Source organism: Halorussus salinus (assembly GCF_004765815.2).
Classification (GTDB): Archaea; Halobacteriota; Halobacteria; order Halobacteriales; family Haladaptataceae; genus Halorussus; species Halorussus salinus.
Map to the genome: position 1 here is coordinate 1330015 of NZ_ML974127.1, position 17061 is coordinate 1347075.

The 17061-nt window shown below is 66.7% G+C and carries 12 protein-coding genes; 7 read left to right on the plus strand and 5 right to left on the minus strand.

Going from position 1 to position 17061, the window contains the following annotated elements; genetic code table 11:
* The first annotated feature begins 59 nt into the window (after nt 1-59).
* Together EPL00_RS06730 and EPL00_RS06735 are read left to right on the plus strand one after the other, a co-directional pair.
* The gene (locus EPL00_RS06730) at nt 60-1289 is read left to right on the plus strand and encodes a hypothetical protein (RefSeq protein WP_135851228.1); all 1230 of its coding nucleotides are present in this window, start codon (nt 60-62) and stop codon (nt 1287-1289) included.
* Nucleotides 1290-1991: 702 nt separating this feature from the next.
* Entirely contained in the window at nt 1992-5027 is a 3036-nt protein-coding gene (locus tag EPL00_RS06735; RefSeq protein ID WP_135851227.1) for a hypothetical protein, read from the plus strand.
* 80 nt (nt 5028-5107) lie between these two features.
* Here the strand turns inward: EPL00_RS06735 and EPL00_RS06740 are convergent, their stop codons facing one another.
* Nucleotides 5108-7660, minus strand: coding sequence for an efflux RND transporter permease subunit (locus EPL00_RS06740; RefSeq protein WP_135851226.1), 2553 nt, complete (start codon nt 7658-7660; stop codon nt 5108-5110).
* A gap of 222 nt (nt 7661-7882) precedes the next feature.
* On the opposite strand from EPL00_RS06740, the gene EPL00_RS06745 reads away from it, so the two are divergent.
* On the plus strand, nt 7883-8164 hold the full coding sequence (locus EPL00_RS06745; protein ID WP_135851225.1) for a hypothetical protein: 282 nt from the start codon (nt 7883-7885) through the stop codon (nt 8162-8164).
* 153 nt (nt 8165-8317) lie between these two features.
* On the opposite strand, the gene EPL00_RS06750 is transcribed toward EPL00_RS06745, so the two are convergent.
* Together EPL00_RS06750 and EPL00_RS06755 are read right to left on the minus strand one after the other, a co-directional pair.
* Nucleotides 8318-8623, minus strand: a complete 306-nt coding sequence (locus EPL00_RS06750; RefSeq protein ID WP_135851224.1) for a hypothetical protein — start codon at nt 8621-8623, stop codon at nt 8318-8320.
* 374 nt (nt 8624-8997) lie between these two features.
* Entirely contained in the window at nt 8998-10212 is a 1215-nt protein-coding gene (locus tag EPL00_RS06755) for a Cdc6/Cdc18 family protein (RefSeq protein WP_135851223.1), read from the minus strand.
* A gap of 497 nt (nt 10213-10709) precedes the next feature.
* On the opposite strand from EPL00_RS06755, the gene EPL00_RS06760 reads away from it, so the two are divergent.
* The gene (locus tag EPL00_RS06760; protein WP_135851222.1) at nt 10710-12038 is read left to right on the plus strand and encodes a cellulase family glycosylhydrolase; all 1329 of its coding nucleotides are present in this window, start codon (nt 10710-10712) and stop codon (nt 12036-12038) included.
* 59 nt (nt 12039-12097) lie between these two features.
* Here the strand turns inward: EPL00_RS06760 and EPL00_RS06765 are convergent, their stop codons facing one another.
* The gene (locus EPL00_RS06765) at nt 12098-12424 is read right to left on the minus strand and encodes a sodium/proton-translocating pyrophosphatase (RefSeq protein ID WP_135851221.1); all 327 of its coding nucleotides are present in this window, start codon (nt 12422-12424) and stop codon (nt 12098-12100) included.
* Nucleotides 12425-12595: 171 nt separating this feature from the next.
* Nucleotides 12596-14026: an aldehyde dehydrogenase family protein gene (locus EPL00_RS06770; RefSeq protein WP_135851220.1), complete on the minus strand. Its 1431-nt coding sequence runs from the start codon at nt 14024-14026 to the stop codon at nt 12596-12598.
* A gap of 211 nt (nt 14027-14237) precedes the next feature.
* Here EPL00_RS06770 and EPL00_RS06775 point away from each other — a divergent pair, with 211 nt between their 5' ends.
* The 3 genes from EPL00_RS06775 (at nt 14238) to EPL00_RS06785 (ending at nt 17019) form a co-directional block, all read left to right on the plus strand.
* Complete coding sequence (locus EPL00_RS06775) at nt 14238-15113, plus strand: carbon-nitrogen hydrolase family protein (RefSeq protein ID WP_368407940.1); 876 nt, start codon at nt 14238-14240, stop codon at nt 15111-15113.
* 474 nt (nt 15114-15587) lie between these two features.
* Nucleotides 15588-16121 (plus strand): DNA starvation/stationary phase protection protein DpsA, encoded by a 534-nt coding sequence (gene dpsA, locus EPL00_RS06780; RefSeq protein WP_135851219.1) that lies wholly within the window; start codon nt 15588-15590, stop codon nt 16119-16121.
* A 121-nt stretch (nt 16122-16242) separates the two neighbouring features.
* On the plus strand, nt 16243-17019 hold the full coding sequence (locus tag EPL00_RS06785) for a hypothetical protein (protein ID WP_135851218.1): 777 nt from the start codon (nt 16243-16245) through the stop codon (nt 17017-17019).
* The last annotated feature ends 42 nt before the right edge of the window (nt 17020-17061 follow it).

Consider the following 17061-nt stretch of genomic DNA (forward strand, 5'->3'; position numbering starts at 1 on the left):
CGTCGCCCCGCCGCGGCCGCCACGAACTTCTTGAGCGGGCGCGTCGATAGACTGGTCGAATGGGCGACCGGAATCGGCGACGACACCGCGCACAGACCGCGCTCGTAGTGGGGGCCGCGCTCCTCGGACTCCTCGCCGTGTTCGCGGTGTTCACGGTGTCCGGGGTGTTCGCGGCCGGGACCGCGACGCCGGGCGACCGACAGGATTCGGCGGTCGGTCACTCCTCGGCGGTCGGTCAGTTCCCGACGGGTAGCCACTCCTCGACGGTCGCCGACCGCGGCCAGCAGACCACCACCGACGCCGACGGGAGCGGCGACAATGGGAGCGACGCCAGCGAGACCGACGACAACGTGAACGACACCAACGCGACTGACGCCGACGCGACCGACACCGCCGACCCGACCGCCCCGACGTTCGACGCCACGGTCTTCCGGGATATCGCGGGACAGGTCGCGGTCGAGGACGGAGCCGTGGCGGTCCGCGGGACCGCGACCGGGACCGACGAGGTGCTGGTCGCGCTGTTCGACCGCCGAGGGCGGGTCGCCACCGAACTCGTCCCGGTGGACGACGACGGCGCGTTCGAGGAGGACGACCTCGAACTCGTCACCGACGACGGGACGCCGCTGGCCGAGGGGCGAGTCGTGGCGACGGTCCTCGCCGCCGGGCGGGACGAGGAGGTCGGCGACGGCGAGGTCGGGAACGCGAGTCGCGCCGACCTCCGAGCGTTCGAGGCCGCGTTCCGCGAGACGGTCGGCCAGCGGTCGGGCGGCCGCCCCATCTCGCGGACCCAACGGCAGTTGGTCGAACTCTACTACGACCAGACCGTCGAGGACTCGGGGAGCGACGACCTCCTGCTGGCCGAGGAGTTCGTCTACACCGACGCGCGCACGAGCATCCAACAGGTCGTCGCCCAGTCGGCGGCGAACGCGACGGGAAGCGTCGAGTCGATTCGCGTCGGCGACACCGTGGTCGTCCGCGGCCTGACGAACCTCCGACCGGACGACAACACGATTTTCGTCGAGGTGGTCGGCGGACCGAGCGCCGCGGCCTTCGACTTCGCGGCGACCGACTCGTGGGACACCGACGGCGTCTGGGAGGTTCGACTGGACTCCTCGGGCGTCGAACCGGGCGTCTACACCGTCGAAGCCGACGACGGCGCGTCGAGCGACAGCGTTCGCGTGCGAATCCTCCCGCGAGCGGCGAACGAGTCCCGGACTGCGACCCGGAACGCGAGTACCGCGGGTCCGCGGGCGGTCACGAGCGAGTCGTCCGTGGGCGGCCGCGAGTGAGTCGTCCGCGAGCGGTCCGCCACTGTCGCCGGATTTTGCCGGTTTCTCGGTCTCGACGAGTCGTTCGGCGGGTAACGAACGTTTGCGAGTAGACTACGCGTTGTTACCGTCGATAGCCCGCAACTAACTCGCCCTCGGGGGGTCCGAGAGGCCACAATCGCCGGATAACGCCATATAAGAGAGCGTCAGCATCATGTCCGAGGAGTCCGGCGACAGTCTCGTCCCGAGAACGACGTACCAGTTGAGATACCCTAACTCCTCTACTGTCGTATAGTTTCTCCGGCGACAGCTTCGTCGGGTTCATCGCCGTCGAAAAGCGGCGTAACACCGCGTTCTATGCCGGGGTTCGCTCTCGTCGCGCAGTGAAGCGGGTAGTTCGTTCGTTACGAGGTATGACCGTCTTCCGATACTACTGTCTGCCTATCCGGAGTGGTGGCGCAGGATATTCTCGGCCTATGTGAGTAACTCAAGATACGGGACCGGTACTCACCACATTCCGGACGGTATTAGCCAATACTTACCGGCGGCCGCCGAAAACGGTCTTCGCTCTTTAAGAAGAAATCGGGCGTCTCGCTATTCGAGGTGAAAGCCGGAAACCGGCAGGGGTGTGAAACAGAGAGATTGGCAAATTCACGACACCGGAATGGGGGAACGTAGAACGAACAGCGATTGGGGTTTCCGAACTCCGAACGACAAGACAAAATGAGAATTCCGACACGAATATCGAGAGAGAAAACGAGCGCCATCGTACTTTCGGCACTGCTGGTGCTGTCGATGGTCGCAGGCGTCACGGCCGCGGCCGACGTGCAGCGTGGCGGCGACCAAGCCACGTTCAATCCCGGCGTCGGCGGACCGAACGACGTTGTCGTCTCCGAGCAGAAACCGGTCGTCTTCCAAGGTGAAGACGACGTAGATTTCGTCGGAGAGAACGGACAGGACATCAACCCGTCGAACCTCATCGGCGTCTCGGGTAACGCGGAAGGCATTCCGCTCGAATCGCCGATTCCCGAGGACCAAGAACTCGGTCAGTACGCCGTCGACGGCCGCGCCGCGAACATCGGCGTGACCGTCCAGACGCCGCGCGTGACCGACCTCGAAGTCTTCAACGAGCGAGGCGTCGACGTGGAAGGCTCGACCGTCCAAGAGGACGAAACGCTCCTCATCAGCGGCGAGTGGAACTTCCAGCGCGCCGAAGACCTCTCGCTGGAAGTCAGCGACGAGGACGGCAACGAGATCACCGGCGACGTGCTCACGCAGGTCGAGGACCTCTCGCAGGCCCAACTCGACCGACTACAGGGCCCGTACGCCGAGAACCCCGACCTCATCGAGAACCCCGGCCAGCGCGGTACCGAGACCGGCATCGAGTACCTGCAAGGGCTGGGTCAGCTCAACGAGACCGAGGGTCAGCCTACGCAGGACCTCGAAGCCGCCTACTGGGCTATCGACCTGAGCGACCAGAACGCGGGCGACTACACCATCACCGTCGAGGGGTGGGACAACCTCGACTTCGGCGCGGCCACGCGCTCGACCACCATCTCGGTGACCGGTGACGAGAACGTCGTCCTCGACCTCGAAAACGACGACGCGACGCGCGGTCAGAACGTCCGGTACACCGTCCGGGGTTCGACCGCTGGCGCGACCCACATCGTCACCATCGAGGACACCGACTTCCGGAACAACCAAGTCGACGAGCGCGTCTTCCGCGACGTGGAGGACGTGATCGACCGCGGTAGCCTCGACACCAACGACGACGGCGAGGCCGACCTCGCGTGGGCGCAGATCGAAGTGGACGACGACACCGGACTCGGCGTCGGCCAGATAGACACCACGTACCTCGACGACACGAGCGTGGACGTGAACCTGTACGAGTCCGACCAGAACCTCTCGGACATCGCCGACGACCTCGGCGACACCGAGGACGACTTCTCGCTGGACATCAGCGAGGGCGAACTCAACATCGACAGTCCCGCGGGCACCTACATCGCCGGTCAGGAAGTCGACGTGCGGGGCACCGCCGCGCCCGGCGTGGACGACGTGGCAGTGTACGTCCGCGACCAAGGCGACTGGGAACTCGTGGACATCAACGAGGACGGCGAGTTCAGCCAGCAGGACCTCATCAGCGTCGACGCCGACGGCGAGTGGGAGGAGCGCGACGTGACCCTCTCGCAAGCTAACGACATCCTGAGCATCCCCGGCCGCTACCGCTTGGGCGTCGTCGAGGCAGTGGACGTGACTCAGAACGGCGACATCGCCGAGACGCTGACGACCTCCGAGTTCAGCAGCGCGACCAGCGAACAGACCTCCATCATCGTCACCGAGCCGACGCTCGGCGGCGGGTCGTCGCTGGCCGCGGCCTTCGGAGGCACTTCACCGATGGCACTCCAGAACCAACAGCAAAACGACACGGAGGGCGAGGACGCGACCTACGTCTTCCAGACGTACAACCAGCAAGTCGCCGTCGAGGACGGCACCGTCGAGGTCACGGGCGTCGCGCCCGGTCTCGACGAGGTCCTCGTCGTGATGATCGACTCGCGGGGCCGGACCGTCACCGAGACGGTCAGCGTCGACGACAACGACATCTTCGAGGAGGACGACATCGAACTCGTCACCCGCGAGGGACGCCAGCTCAATGAGGGCCAGATTCGGGGCATGGTCATCGGCCTCGGCCGGGACACCGTCGTCGGTGACGGCGTCCTGCCGGGCGTTGACGACGCCGACATCGCCGGACTCGAATCGTGGATCGCGACCTTCGGGACCGGACTGACCCAAGAGCAGGTCAGCGAACGCATCACCGACGAGACGACCGACGAAGCCGGTAGCGACGACCTGACGCTGATGCAGACGTTCCGCTACGCCGACGCCGCGACCTCCGTCTCGGCCATCGTGCCGCAAGGAGAGGCGGAGGGCGAGCCGACGCCCAGTCTCCGGACCGACGTTCAGCCCATCGAAGTCGGGCAGGAAATCCTCGTCCGGGGCGTGACGAACCGGCGGCCCGACGACAACACCATCACCGTCGAGGTTATCGACGGCCCGAGCGCCGCCGAGTTCGACTCGGCCGCGACCGACGAGTGGGGCCGCACGGGCGTCTGGTCGGTCAACCTGAGCGCCCAGAACGTCGAACCCGGCACCTACACGCTCGAAGTGGACGACGGTGACAACACCGACATCGTCCAGTTCGAGGTCGTGGAAGCCGGTGCTGGCCAGCAGGACGGCCAGCAAGACGACCAGCAGAACGAGACGACGACGACCACGACCGCAGCGAACGAAACCGACGCAGGAGGCAACGAGACCACGACGACCACGACAGAGGGAAATGAGACCACCGCGGCGGGGAACGAGACGACCCAAGTAGCCAACGAGACGGACGCCGCCGCGGGTAACCAAACCCAAGAAGAGGCACAGGCCGGAAACACGCTCGAAATCCAGAGCGAGGGAGAGACGCTGAACTACAGCATCTCCTTCGCCGGAACGGTCGAAGCAGTCGAGAATCAGACCGAGGAGACCGACGAGATTCAGGACTCGACCGTGACCGGACAGGTCGGTGACGGCGACGACGCCGACGCCTACCAGTTCGTCGGTCGCGTGACCGACGTGTCCGCCGAGGGCGACCTGAACAACGCGACGTTCCTCCTCGACGGCGAGGAGGTCTCGCCCGGCGACCTCCCGGACGCGACCGCCGAGAACTCCTCGATGGTCGCTCCGGCGGTCGTCCCGGTAGTCGCCGACGCGTCGGCCTGACCCGGCGACTCCTCGGCCAGCATTCGACCGACCTTCGACGCGACTTTTTTCGCTACTCGATGTCGCCGCGAGTGGCGACGCTACTCCACCTTGCCGCGAGCGGCCGCGCCGTCCGACGAGTCCCGACCGGATGCCTCCGACTCGCCCGCCGCGTCGGCGCGGGAGCCTGCGCCCGTGAGTCGCGCCCAGACGACCAGCACCGAGGGCAGGACGAGTACCGACGCGATGTAGGAGTAGACGACGCTCAGTGCGGTGAGGAGGCCGAACTGTCCGATGGCGGGGAACACCGCGAGGACGAGGACGCCGATGCCGAAGACGGTCGTGAGCATGCTTCCCGTCAGCGCGCCGCCGGTCCCGGTGATAGTCCGCCGGAGCGCGACGAGGGGGTCGCGGTCCGCCACCGACGCGCCCTGCTCTTCCAGCTCGTCGGTGAACCGATGAACGACGTGGACCGAGTAGTCGATGCCGAGACCGATGGTGATAGCTAGCACGGTCGCGGTGAAGGCGTTGAGCGAGATGCCGACCAACCGCATCGTGGCCGCGAGCGCCGCGACGGTGACGACGATTGGCACGAGGTTGGCGACGCCGAGCGTCGGCCTGCCGACGAGAATCCCGTAGACCACCACGAGGAATATCGCGGTGCCAGCGAGCGCGACCGCGAGGCTGACGATGGCCGACTCGAAGATGAGGTCCGCGATGGCCTGAAAGACGACGATGTTGCCCGTCGCGGTCGCCTCGAAGCGGTAGCGGTCCGCGACCCGGCGGGCGTCGGCCGTGACCTCGGCGTCGGGCGCGTCGGCCTCGACCGAGTAGACGACGCGGGCGCTCCGGCGGTCCTCGGTGAGGTACTGGCGCGCGAGGGCCTCGTACTGGGAGTCGAATACGGCGTCGTAGATGGTGGCGAGGTCGTCGTCCGGAATCCCGTTGCCGTCGCGGTCGTTGCGCGCGACGAGGCGGGCGAACTCGGGGTCCGTGGCCGCGAGCGACTGGATGACCGTGACGATACTCCGTTCGCTCGCGCGGCCGTCCTCCACGACGAAGCTGTCCGGCGGGTCCGCGCCCGCCCGGTGGATGCTTTCGAGCGCGGTGTCGCGGGTCATCGGCCCCTCGACGTAGATTACCACCTCCTCGTCCTCGCCGGTCTCGAAGTTGTCTTCGAGGAAGTTGATGTCCCGCGTGACGGTGTACTCGCTCGGCCGGAACGGTTCGGGGAGCGCGAGGAGGTAGTCGGGGGTCTGTTCGGGCGGCAGGAACTCCTCTTGGGTGAAGGAGGTGTCCACGCCGGTCGCGTAGCCCGTCGCGCCAGCGGTGAGGAGGGCGGTGAGCAGGAGGAAGACGACGGGCGCGCGCCGGGCGATGCCGACGCCGCCGGTCAGCGCGCGCCCGAGCGACGACTCCTCGGAGCCGAGCGGCGTCTGGCTGAACGTCGGGATGGGGTACGTCTCGCGCGAGTAGTCGAGCAGGACCTTCGCGGCGGGCAGGAACACGCCGAAGATGAGCGCGGTGAAGACGATGCCGACGGACGCGACCACGCCGAAGTCCCGGATGGGAATCAGTTGGCTCGTCAGGTTCGACGCGAAGCCGATGACCGAGGTGGTCGTGACGATGAAGAAGGCCACCAGCAGTTGGTCGGTCGCGGTCCGCATCGAGTCGGCGACGCCGAAGCCTTCGACGCGCTCCTCGCGGTAGCGGTTGACCGCGTGGATGCCGAAGTCGATGCCGACCGCAAGTAGGAGGGGCGGGACCGCGATGAGAATCTGGTTGAACGGAATGGACGCCCAGCCCATGAAGCCGAACGTCCAGACGATTGCCATCACGAGCGCGACGATACCGAGCAGGAGGTCCGCGAGGTCCCGGTAGGCGACGACGAGGAAGAGGACGATGAGGACCGCCGCGGCGGGCACGACGACGAGCAGAGTGTCGCCGATGACCGACCCGAACTCGGCGTCGATGATGCCCGCGCCGAAGACGCGCACGTCGCCACCGGCCGAGGCGGTAATCGACTGCATCTCGCGCTGGATGGGCGTGAGCGGGTTCGACCCGGCGGCCTGCTCGTCTTCGGCGAGTTCGGGAATCGCGTGTTCGACGACGGTAATCGACGACGAGGCCCGCGCGGACTGCGGATTGAAGTCCTCGCTGAGGAGCGTCCGGAACGAGGGGTTGTCGCGGGCGGCCCGCCGGACCGCGGCGTCGATGCGGGCGGGCGAGGCGCGTTCGACCGCCCGGCGTTGCTCCTCGGGCGTGGTCGCTTCGGGGTCCAAGGTCTGGGCGACGATGCTCGCGGGACCGGTCGCGCCGATTACGCGAAGCTCCTCGCGCTCGGCGATGCGCTCCTGAATCGTGAGCATCCGGACGAGGCCCCGCTTCGAGAGGACGTTCTCGCCGGTGTGGATGAGTTGGGTCGTCGCGGTGCCCGCGCCGAAGGGCGGTTCGAACTCGCGGTTCACCGCGTCTAACGCCGTCTGCTCGGGCACGTCCTCGGCGAAGCTCTCGGTCCCGGCCTCCGTCGAGACCTGCGTCGCGCCGACCGCGAAGACGGCGGTCGCGACGAGGAAGACGGCGACGATTCTGCCCGGCCGGTTCACGATGCGGTCGTCCAGCCAGTCGATGACGCGCTGGTAGTCGAGTGCCACGGTGAGTCCCCGTTCCCCGTTCGCTCGTCTGCCGCGGTGTCACCGCGGCGGAGTACAGAGCGAGTAGCACGCCGAACCGCAAATACCCGGTGGTCAACTCGACGCGTGCGTTTCGATAACGGTAGCGCCACCCCGTGCGGCAGAATCGCCTCGCTGACGTTGCGCGTAGTTGGCAGGCGCGTGACGACAGCGCTTTTTGTTTCGACTCCGGCAGTCGGGAACGTGATAGTCGAGTCGCTGTTCGCCGTCGCCGGAGTCGGGTCGATACTTCTCAGCGGACTGTTCTACTCACGATACGCGCGCACCGAGGGCGAACGAGCGCGACTGAATCGAAACTTCGCGTTCGGGACGGCGACTTCCGGTTGCTACCTCGTCGGCGAGTGGACGCTCCCGCTGGTCGGCTACGAGGGCGTCCTCCGGACCTACGAGGTCTTTCCGCTCTTCGGAACTGTAGTCGGCGTGTCGTTCGTCCTCTCGGTCGCTCGGGAGAGAGTGAACCGCTGAGGAGTCCGCGGTTCGGCGACGGCAGTCTCCTCCGACGAGGAGTCGATACGCGAGCAGTTCGCCACTGGTTTCGGGACGACCCATCCGACCGATGAGAAACAAATATACGCGCTTAAGCAATCTATAGGCACCTCAAACACTGGTCGAGGATTATCAAAAGAACCGGCGGACGCTCCAGTACAGCCCCGACAGCAGATTCGCTATCTCCGCAATCGGCGAGAAGCCCGCGTCGGGGTTCTCGGCGCGCGCGAACTCCTCGGCCAGCGTCTCGGGCGTGACGTGACGCAGGTCGCCGGTGTGCGCGCGGCGCTCCTCGGCGTCAGTGACGCGGAGCAGTGCGATTTCGTCGCTCGCGCCGACGACGCGGTAGACGGGGCCGCCGCTCTCGCCGGGGTCGTCCGCGCTGGCGTCGTTCGAGTCGCCGCGCACCGGTCGGTAGTGGTCGCCGACTTCGACCATTCGTGCGCCCGACTATTCCGTCGAGAACCGAATAGGTAGCGGAAATTCGGACGAGACGCGCGCGCGAAGTGCCGTCGCGGTGTTGTGCTGTGCGATTGCAGGGCGGTACGGTTGCGGTGCTGTGCGGTTTGCGGTGGCGGGGCGGTTGCGGTGCTGTGCGGTTTGCGGTGGCGGGGCGGTTGCGGTGCGGCTACCGGAGGCGAGGAGTGCGGTCGGGCTAGCGCGACGACCGCGAACGAGGAGAGAGCGCGGCGCTCCGCGCCGCGCGACGCGACGAGCGAGCGGACCAAGGGAGGACCAACGGGACGACCGCCGTGTTTTTCATGAACGTTTTGCAAGGGCGGCGCGTTCATGCGCCGCCCGCAGCAAAAGGTTCAGAGGTAGCCTTTCACGCTCGCGTGGACGCCCATCGACTCGAACGTCTCTTCGAGGGCGTCCAAGACGACCGCGAGGTCCTGCTGGAGGTCGTACTCGCGGTACTTGCCGCCCGCCGACCCCTCGTTAATTTCCGTGACGTTGAGGATGCCGAGCATCGCGAGGTCGTCCAGATGCTCGCGGAGCCAGCGCGCCGTGAGCGAGTCCTTGCCCGCGGCGTCCGCCAAGGATTTGTACCGGGTGTAAATCTCGCGGGAGCGGGCGGGCGTGTCGCTCTCGGCTTCCAGCGTGGCGAGGGCGTAGACGACGAGGCGTTCGTGGTCGTTGAGGTCCGCGATGCCGCGGGCGACCTGCTCGCGTTCGAGGAGTTGCCGCCCGCGCCGGACGTGCTGTTCGGTGACCTCCTCGTCGTTCTGCTCGCGGGCGAGGTCGCCCGCTTTCAGGAGCAAGTCGAGGGCCTTGCGGGCGTCGCCGGACTCTTGGGCACCGAACGCGGCGCACAGCGGCACCACGTCGTCGGTCAGCACGTCGTCTTTGAACGCGACGTTCTTGCGCTGTTCGAGGACCGCGCGGAGTTCGTTGGCGTCGTACGTCGAGAAGGAGATGGCGCGCTCGCAGAGTGACGAGCGTACTTTCGGCGAGAGGGAGTCCCGAAAGGTGAGGTCGTTGCTGATGCCGATGAGTCCGATGCGGGCCTCGGTCAGATTCTCGTTCTCGCGGGCGCGGGAGAGTTGGTAGAGGATGGAGTCGTCCTTGAGGTGGTCGATTTCGTCCAGTACGATGAGGATGATGCCGCCCGCGTCGTCCAACTCCTGCCACATGATGTCGTAGACCTGCGACCGGGAGTAGCCGGTCTCGCTGATGTGGTTCGAGGGCGGTCGCATCGTGTTGACGAGGTTGCTGGCGACTCGGTAGGAGGAGTTCAGGCCGTCGCAGTTGATTATCTCGGTGCGAACGTCCAAGTCCTCGTACTCCTCGGCGTTGTCCTCTAGCTTGTTCAGGAGAAATCTGGTCGCGGCGGTCTTGCCGACGCCAGCCTTGCCGTAGAGAAAGATGTTGTCGGGTTGCTCGCCGTAGATGGCCGGTTGGAGCGCGCCGTGGTACTCCTCCAGTTCGTCGTCGCGTCCGACCAGCGTGTCGGGCGTGTAATCGTCCAACAGCGCCTCTCGATTGGTGTATGGAGAGTATTCCCTGACGAAATCGAAAGAGCCCATGGTACTCGTGGCCGAGTAGTGGGTCGGCCTTCAACTTGTCGAAACCACCCGTTCCGCTGATTCCGCTGATTCATCTGAACGAGTTACTTAAGAAACACCCCCACCCCATCGTTCCGCTGAATATCGTGAGAGATGGGGAGGGGAGGGTAGCCGTGGGGAGGCCTCTAGAGATGAAAACCTTCTTGTCCTAGCCATAGAAATAGTATCCGCAAACCAGTCAAAGTAGCCTATTTCGACTATCCACTGTACGAAAGGAACCGAACCGCACTGGCCTCGCGTTCACCCACCCCTACGGTCCCGAGGAGATTCAGAGGAACGACGGGGTGGGGGTATTTATATACCTCGCGGAACAGACGAAACAGCGGAAATGGTGGCTCCGCGTACCACGGTCCGACGTGGCGCACGCCTCGACACATCGAACGCCGAAACTCCCTCGATGGTTACCTGTCGTCCGACCCGACCGAACGCTTTTGTCTGCGGCTTCGCTCTCGCTCCTCGTGGACGACGACGGAACCCGAGAGCGAACAGCGGCCCGCCGAGACGACACCCTCCACGGAGGTCGGCGCGACACCCCCCGAGACGAGTCGCTTCGCGGAGTCCGCGGAGCGGTCTACCTTCCCCAAAAAGACTGGAACGCCTACCAGATGTGGGCGAACTACGAGAACGAGACCATCGAGCGCGAACTGAGCTACGCCGCCCGACTCCGCCTGAACAGCGTCCGGGTTTTCGCGTCCTACGAGTACTGGCGCGAGGAGGGCCCCACCTTCTTCGCCCACGTCGAACACTTCCTGACGACCTGCAAAGAACGAGGTATCCAACCGGTCGTCGCGCTCTTCGAGGCTCCGCCGGAGGCACCGCCGACCGACGGGAATTTGCACGCGACCGACCCGGAGAACGCTTTCGGCGTCCACTCGCCGTCCCGCCCCGAAATCCTCCAACCGCGAAACTGGAGGGGCTACGACCGCTCGCCGATTCACTTCGCGCGGCGCTGGGCACAGGAGTACGCCGAAGACGACCGCCTGCTGGCGACCGAAATCATGAACGAACCCGGCGACGTGCAACCTCGCCGGGATTTCGTACTGGACGCGCTCGAAACCGTCCGAGACGCCGCGCCGGAGGCCACGCTCACGATGGGCACCAAGGACGTGCGCTTCGCCCGCGTCTACGACCGCGACGACGCGCTCGACGCCTACCAGTTCCACATGAACCTCCCAAAGAATCGCGCGGCGGCCCGCGAGTACGTCGGCGACCAGCGCGCGCTCGCCGACGAAATCGCCGCCGAGGTCGCCGGACGCGACGCGCCGAAACCGCTCTGGTGTACCGAGTGGCAACGCACCCTCGAGGAGCCACCGTCCCGATTCGCGCCGAACCTCGCCAGCCTCGCGCCCACCATCCGCGAACTCCACGACGCGGGAACCCTCGACGGCGACTTCTTCTGGAGCCTGATGCTCCGCCCGGCGTACCTCCGAAGGCCCCGCGAGAAGGGTCGCGTCAACGGCCTGTTCCACGAGGAGGGCGCGGTCTACTCCCTCCTCGACGCCGAGACCATCGCCGGGCGGGGACTCGACCTCCCGGACCGCCACGCCTTCCCCGACGCGTGGCGCGCGCATCGGTTTCCGTATCCCCGCGACGCGGAAGTCGCGCAGGTCGACGCCACGGACCGCGACGTGAACGCGGAAGTCGCGCAGACCGACGCCACGGACCGCGACTCGAAGGCGGCCGGACTCGGAACGGGCCGCGAGTCCGATCTTCGGAACTTACGCGAGGCGCTGTCGAAGCGAATCCGACGGACGTTCGGTCTCGACTCCGAGGAGGGCGACGAGTAGTCGGCCGGGAGCGCACCGACGACGAACAGTCACTCCGGAGCGTGCCGACGGCCCGGCGGTCAGTCCCGCTCGTCGTCCTCGCCGGGGAGTCGGCGGACTGCCTTCTCCCACCTGTCCTTGGCGGCCTGTCCGGGGTCGGCGAACGGGTCGTAGGTGATGTCCTCGGGCGTCCCGAGGTGCGTCCCTTCGTCGTCGCCGGTCGCCGTCCGCCAGAGGCCGACCACCGCCGCGACGGCCACCGACCCGAACAGGAACGCCAACGCGACGCTGGCGGTATCGTCGAGCGGAAGCGCCACGAAGACGAGGAGCAACGAGAGCGCGACCAGTTGGAACCCGCAGACGAGGAGTCCGAGCGAGCCGCCAGAAAATTCGATACTCCTCGCCATCTCGCTTTCGAGTAGTCCGACCGCAGACTAATACTTTTTCACGCGATTCCCACACGAATCGCCGAATCGGGTCACTGACGAGCGATTACGCCACCACGACGATAGAAAAGAGACTCCAGCAGAGGAGCGCCGACCCGTCTACAGGACGATGCCTTTCTCGTGGAGCAACTTCTACAGGACGATGCTCTTCTTGCGGACCATCTCCTCGATGGTCGTGTGCAGGCCCTGCCGACCGATGCCCGAGGCCTTGTTCCCGCCGAAGGGGATGTCGCCGAGGCCGTGACTCGGGGCACCGTTGATGCGCACCGCTCCGGCGTCCAGCTCGTCGCTCAACTCCATCGCGCGGTCGTAGTCGCTCGTGAAGACGGCGGCGTCGAGCGCGAGGTCGCCCCGGTTCGCTATCTCGACGGCCTGCTCTTCGTCCTCGAAGGTCGTGACCGCCGCGACCGGACCGAACTGCTCCTCGTGGACGATGCGGGCGTCGTGGGGGACGTTCGCCAGTAGGGTCGGCTCGAAGTGAGCGCCGTCGCGCTCGCCGCCGCGAACGAGGTCCGCACCCTTCTCCACGGCGTCCTCGACTAGCTCCTCGACCCACTCGGCCTGCCCCTCGTTGATGAGCGGCCCCATCGTGGTGTCCTCCTCGAAGAGGTCGCCGGGTTGCCAGCTATCCATCTCGGCTTCCAGCAGGTCAACGATTTCGTCGTGAACCTCCTCGTGAGCCAACACTCGGCTCACCGCGGAACAGCGCTGTCCGGCGTACTTGAACGACCCTTTGGCGCACTGCCCGGCCACGTCGCCCAAATCGGCGTCGGGGAAGACGACCGCGGGCGCGTTCCCGCCCAGTTCCATGTGGAGATTGACCATGCCGCTCTCCTTGGCGACGTGCTTGCCCGCGCCGCTGGAACCGGTCATCGAGATGGCGTTCACGCGCTCGTCGCCCGAGAGAACGTCGCCGATGTCGCTCGCGTTGCCGGAGACGAAATTGAACGCGCCGTCCGGCAGGTCCAACTCCGAGATTACGTCGGCCAGAATCGCGGCGCTGACCGGCGTGTCGCTCGCGGGCTTGAGGATTACCGAGTTCCCGGCGGCCATCGCGGGCGCGACCGACAGCGCGGTGGTCGAGACCGGGTAGTTGTACGGCGTAATCGCCAGCACGGTGCCGATTGGCTCGTGCTTGACGATGGCCTCCCAGCCCTCGTGTCCGGCGGTCGTGCCCTCGCGGAACTCGCCCTTGAGCGAGCGGGCCTCCTCCTTCGCGCGGCGGAACCGCTCGGCGGCGCTCTCGACCTCGCCGCGGGCCGACGAGATTGGCTTGCCCGCCTCGCGGACGATTACCTCCGCGAGTTCCTCCTTGCGCTCGAGCAGGCCCTCGGCGATGGCTTCGAGCCATTCGACGCGCTGGGGGATGGTCGTCTCGCGCAGTTCCGACTGGGCGCGCTGTGCCGCCGCGAGCGCGTCGTCGGCCTGCTCGGGGCTGGCGGCCGCGACCTGCGCGAACGACCCGCCGTCCGCGAGGTCGGTGACTTCGAGCACGTCGTCGGCCTCGTGCCATTCACCGTCGATGTAGAGGCGCTCCCGGCGCTGGAGTGGTTGTTGGGACATACACACCCCTTTGCGCTCCGCGGGTAAAATATTTACTCAAGAGCGGATTAACGACGATTATCGGTGTAGAATTCGCGGCGGCCTCCTCGTCCGTGCCTTTTCGACGGTTCGGTCCGAGGAGGCACCCCACCAGCGGTGACCCCCGACGCTTTTCTCGTCACGCTTCGAGTCGCCGGACGTGACCGAGGAGCAGACCCACACCGAGACCCCAATCCACAGCGAGACCACGACCCGCGCACCACCGCCGACGGTCGCGGCCTGCCAGATGGCGGTCGCGGACCTCGACGTGGCGGCGAACCTCGACGCCGTCTGCGAGCGCGTGACCGACCTCGCTCCGAACGCAGACCTCGCGCTCTTCCCCGAGTACGCCCTGACGGGATTCGTCGGCGACGAGCGAATCCACGACGCCGCGCTCGCGCGCGACGCCCCCGAACTCGGCCGACTGGCCGACCTCGCGGCCGCGACCGACACGGCGCTCCTCGTCGGGTTCGTCGAGGAGGCCGCCGACGAGTCCGGCGGGGGCCGCGAGTACTACAACGCCGCGGCGTACCTCGACCCGCACAGCGACCGCGGCGACGGCGAAGTCGGAGCCGAGACCGGGACCGATGCAGTCGAGACCACCGTCTACCGCAAGCGCCACCTCTGGGGCGACGAGGAGGCCCTCCTCGAACCGGGCGACGAGCGCGTCACGGTCGAGACGCCGGTCGGGACCGCGGCCCTGCTAACCTGCTTCGACCTCAACTTCGTCGGCGAGAGCGCGGCGTTCGCCACTCCGGACGTGGAGGCACTGCTCGTCGTCGGCGCGTGGCCCGCGGCCCACAGCCAGAACTGGAAACTCCTCTTACGCGCCCGCGCGCTCGACGGGGTTCGCTGGGTCGTCGGTGCGGGTCGGACCGGGAAGAAGACCGTGGATGGCTCCAGAGAGGCTGTAGATGGCCCCACCGAGTACGCCGGACGGTCGCGGGTCGTCCGCCCGGACGGGAGCGTGCAGGCGGGCCTGAACCGCGGCGAGCGCGACTTGGTGGCAGACTTGGACCCGACGGTGCTGGCGGAGTGCCGGGAGTTCATTCCGGTTCTGGACGAGTGAGGAACTGTGTCGTCTGCGGACGTGTGCGGTTTGCGGACGTGTGCGGTCTGCGGACGTGTGCGGTTTGCGGACGTGTGCGGTTTGCGGACGAGTATGGTCTACGGAGACTTCTCGTCCTCGGCGACATATCGTCCGTGGAGACCTATCGTCTGCGGAGGTGTCTTTTTACAGATAATCGATACCGGCGACTACCGAACCGAAGCTAGCTACTGCCGACTCCAAGGAGGCCGCACAGCACCGTACCGCGGCCGCGGGCCACACCCTCCCCAACCGATTGCGCTACTCGTTTCACTGCGTTGCTCATCCCTCGCGCGAATGGGCGCGGCGCATGAAACCGCCGCGCCCGCGCGCCAGAGTGAAAAATACGTGTCCTCTCCTTTTCTCCGCTCCTCGATTGAACCTGTGGTACCCAGACCTACCCTGCGAGTAGGCTTAAGCGCCCGCCGGTGGTAGCCGACCCGGAGGTCAATCCACATGAGCCACCAGCGACAGGTACTCCAGCAGGCGGGCACCGTCGAGGAGAACGCCGTCCGCTTCGACACCGAGAAGGCCGAACAGGTTGTCCAAGCTCTGAACCTCGACCTCGCGGCGAGCGTCGTCGCCTCCCACCAACTCCGCAAGCACCGGTGGAGCGTCGCCGGACCCCACTCGCGCGACCTCGGTCGGTTCTTCCGCGAGGCGGCCGCCGAGGCCGACCGCCACGCCGACGCGCTCGCTCGCCGGATTCGGGAAATCGGGGGCGTCCCGTTGAGCAGTCCCGCGACGTTCGAGCGCCACAGTCCGGTCCCCTTCGAGGGCGAAGACGTGTACGACGCCCGAACCTCGCTGGCGAACGACCGCGACGCCTACGGCGACTCCATCGAGCGCGTCAGCAGTCACATCGAACTCGCCGAGAGTCTGGGCGACCACGCGACCGGCCACCTCCTCCGGGGCCACCTCGCGGACCTCGAACGCCGGGCCAGTGCCATCGACGGCCTCCTCGCGGGGGACTCGCTGACCGACCGGTGAACTCGTCCCGAACGTCCGGACCGCGCGGTTTCGAGCGACCACGCCACCGTCGTCCGATTCTCGCTGGTGATACTGTACGAGAAATTTATACCAGCACGGAGACTTCTTCCGAGTAGCGCAGATGGTGTCGAAAGCGTTCTTCACGGGGTCGAAGTATCTCGTCGAGGACAACGACGGCCGTCACGACTACCTGCGACTGAACGGCGAGCGATTTCTCCACGCGCTCGCGACCGCGGGCCAGCGAGTCGTCGCGCTCCCGGTCGACGCCGACGACGAGAAGTCCGCCTACCTGAAGACGCTGGTGGACCTCGACGAGGGCTACTTCGCCGCCCGCGAGTTCGAGGCCGACGCCAGCGGCAAGTATCTGAAACACGACGAGCGCGCCGAGCGTCGTCTTCGAATCCGGACCGCCGAGCGACTCAGCGACCTCGTGGACGACCTCCACGCGGTGCTGTCGGCCCACGACGCGCTCGTGGACGCGGCGGTCGAACACGTCGAGGAGACCGAATCGGGCGACGACCACCGACGGAAGCGCGAGGAGGTCCGGTCGAAACTCCTCGGCTGTACCGACCGCGCGGTCAGCGGCGGGTGGTACGCCACCGTCGAATCATACTACTACAGTCTCAGTCCCGGTGAACTCGTCGCGGAGGACCGCGAGCGCCGCCACCAGCGCATCGAGGGGACCGAGGAGTCCCGCGGCATCCGGGAACTGCTGGGCAAGCCCCACTTCCAGCGACTCGCCGAGCGCGACCTGCGCCGAATCCGGCACGTCAATCGGGAGTCGCCGGGCAACGACGCCCGCGTCTGGAAGCGACTCCTCGACGACTACGACTGGTATCTCGGCCGCGAGCGCGACCGGTCGGTCGCCGCGGGCCGCGCGAGCGAGCCGAAGGGGTAGTCGAGAATCGGCCTCCGGAGCGCGGTCACAGCGCGGCTTCAG

Excerpts from the sequence above, each read along its gene's own strand:
- EPL00_RS06730 (WP_135851228.1), top strand. The coding sequence starts at position 60 with ATGGGCGACCGGAATCGGCGACGACACCGCGCACAGACCGCGCTCGTA.
- EPL00_RS06735 (WP_135851227.1), top strand. The coding sequence starts at position 1,992 with ATGAGAATTCCGACACGAATATCGAGAGAGAAAACGAGCGCCATCGTA.
- EPL00_RS06750 (WP_135851224.1), bottom strand. The coding sequence starts at position 8,623 with ATGGTCGAAGTCGGCGACCACTACCGACCGGTGCGCGGCGACTCGAAC.
- EPL00_RS06755 (WP_135851223.1), bottom strand. The coding sequence starts at position 10,212 with ATGGGCTCTTTCGATTTCGTCAGGGAATACTCTCCATACACCAATCGA.
- EPL00_RS06765 (WP_135851221.1), bottom strand. The coding sequence starts at position 12,424 with ATGGCGAGGAGTATCGAATTTTCTGGCGGCTCGCTCGGACTCCTCGTC.
- EPL00_RS06770 (WP_135851220.1), bottom strand. The coding sequence starts at position 14,026 with ATGTCCCAACAACCACTCCAGCGCCGGGAGCGCCTCTACATCGACGGT.
- dpsA (WP_135851219.1), top strand. The coding sequence starts at position 15,588 with ATGAGCCACCAGCGACAGGTACTCCAGCAGGCGGGCACCGTCGAGGAG.
- EPL00_RS06785 (WP_135851218.1), top strand. The coding sequence starts at position 16,243 with ATGGTGTCGAAAGCGTTCTTCACGGGGTCGAAGTATCTCGTCGAGGAC.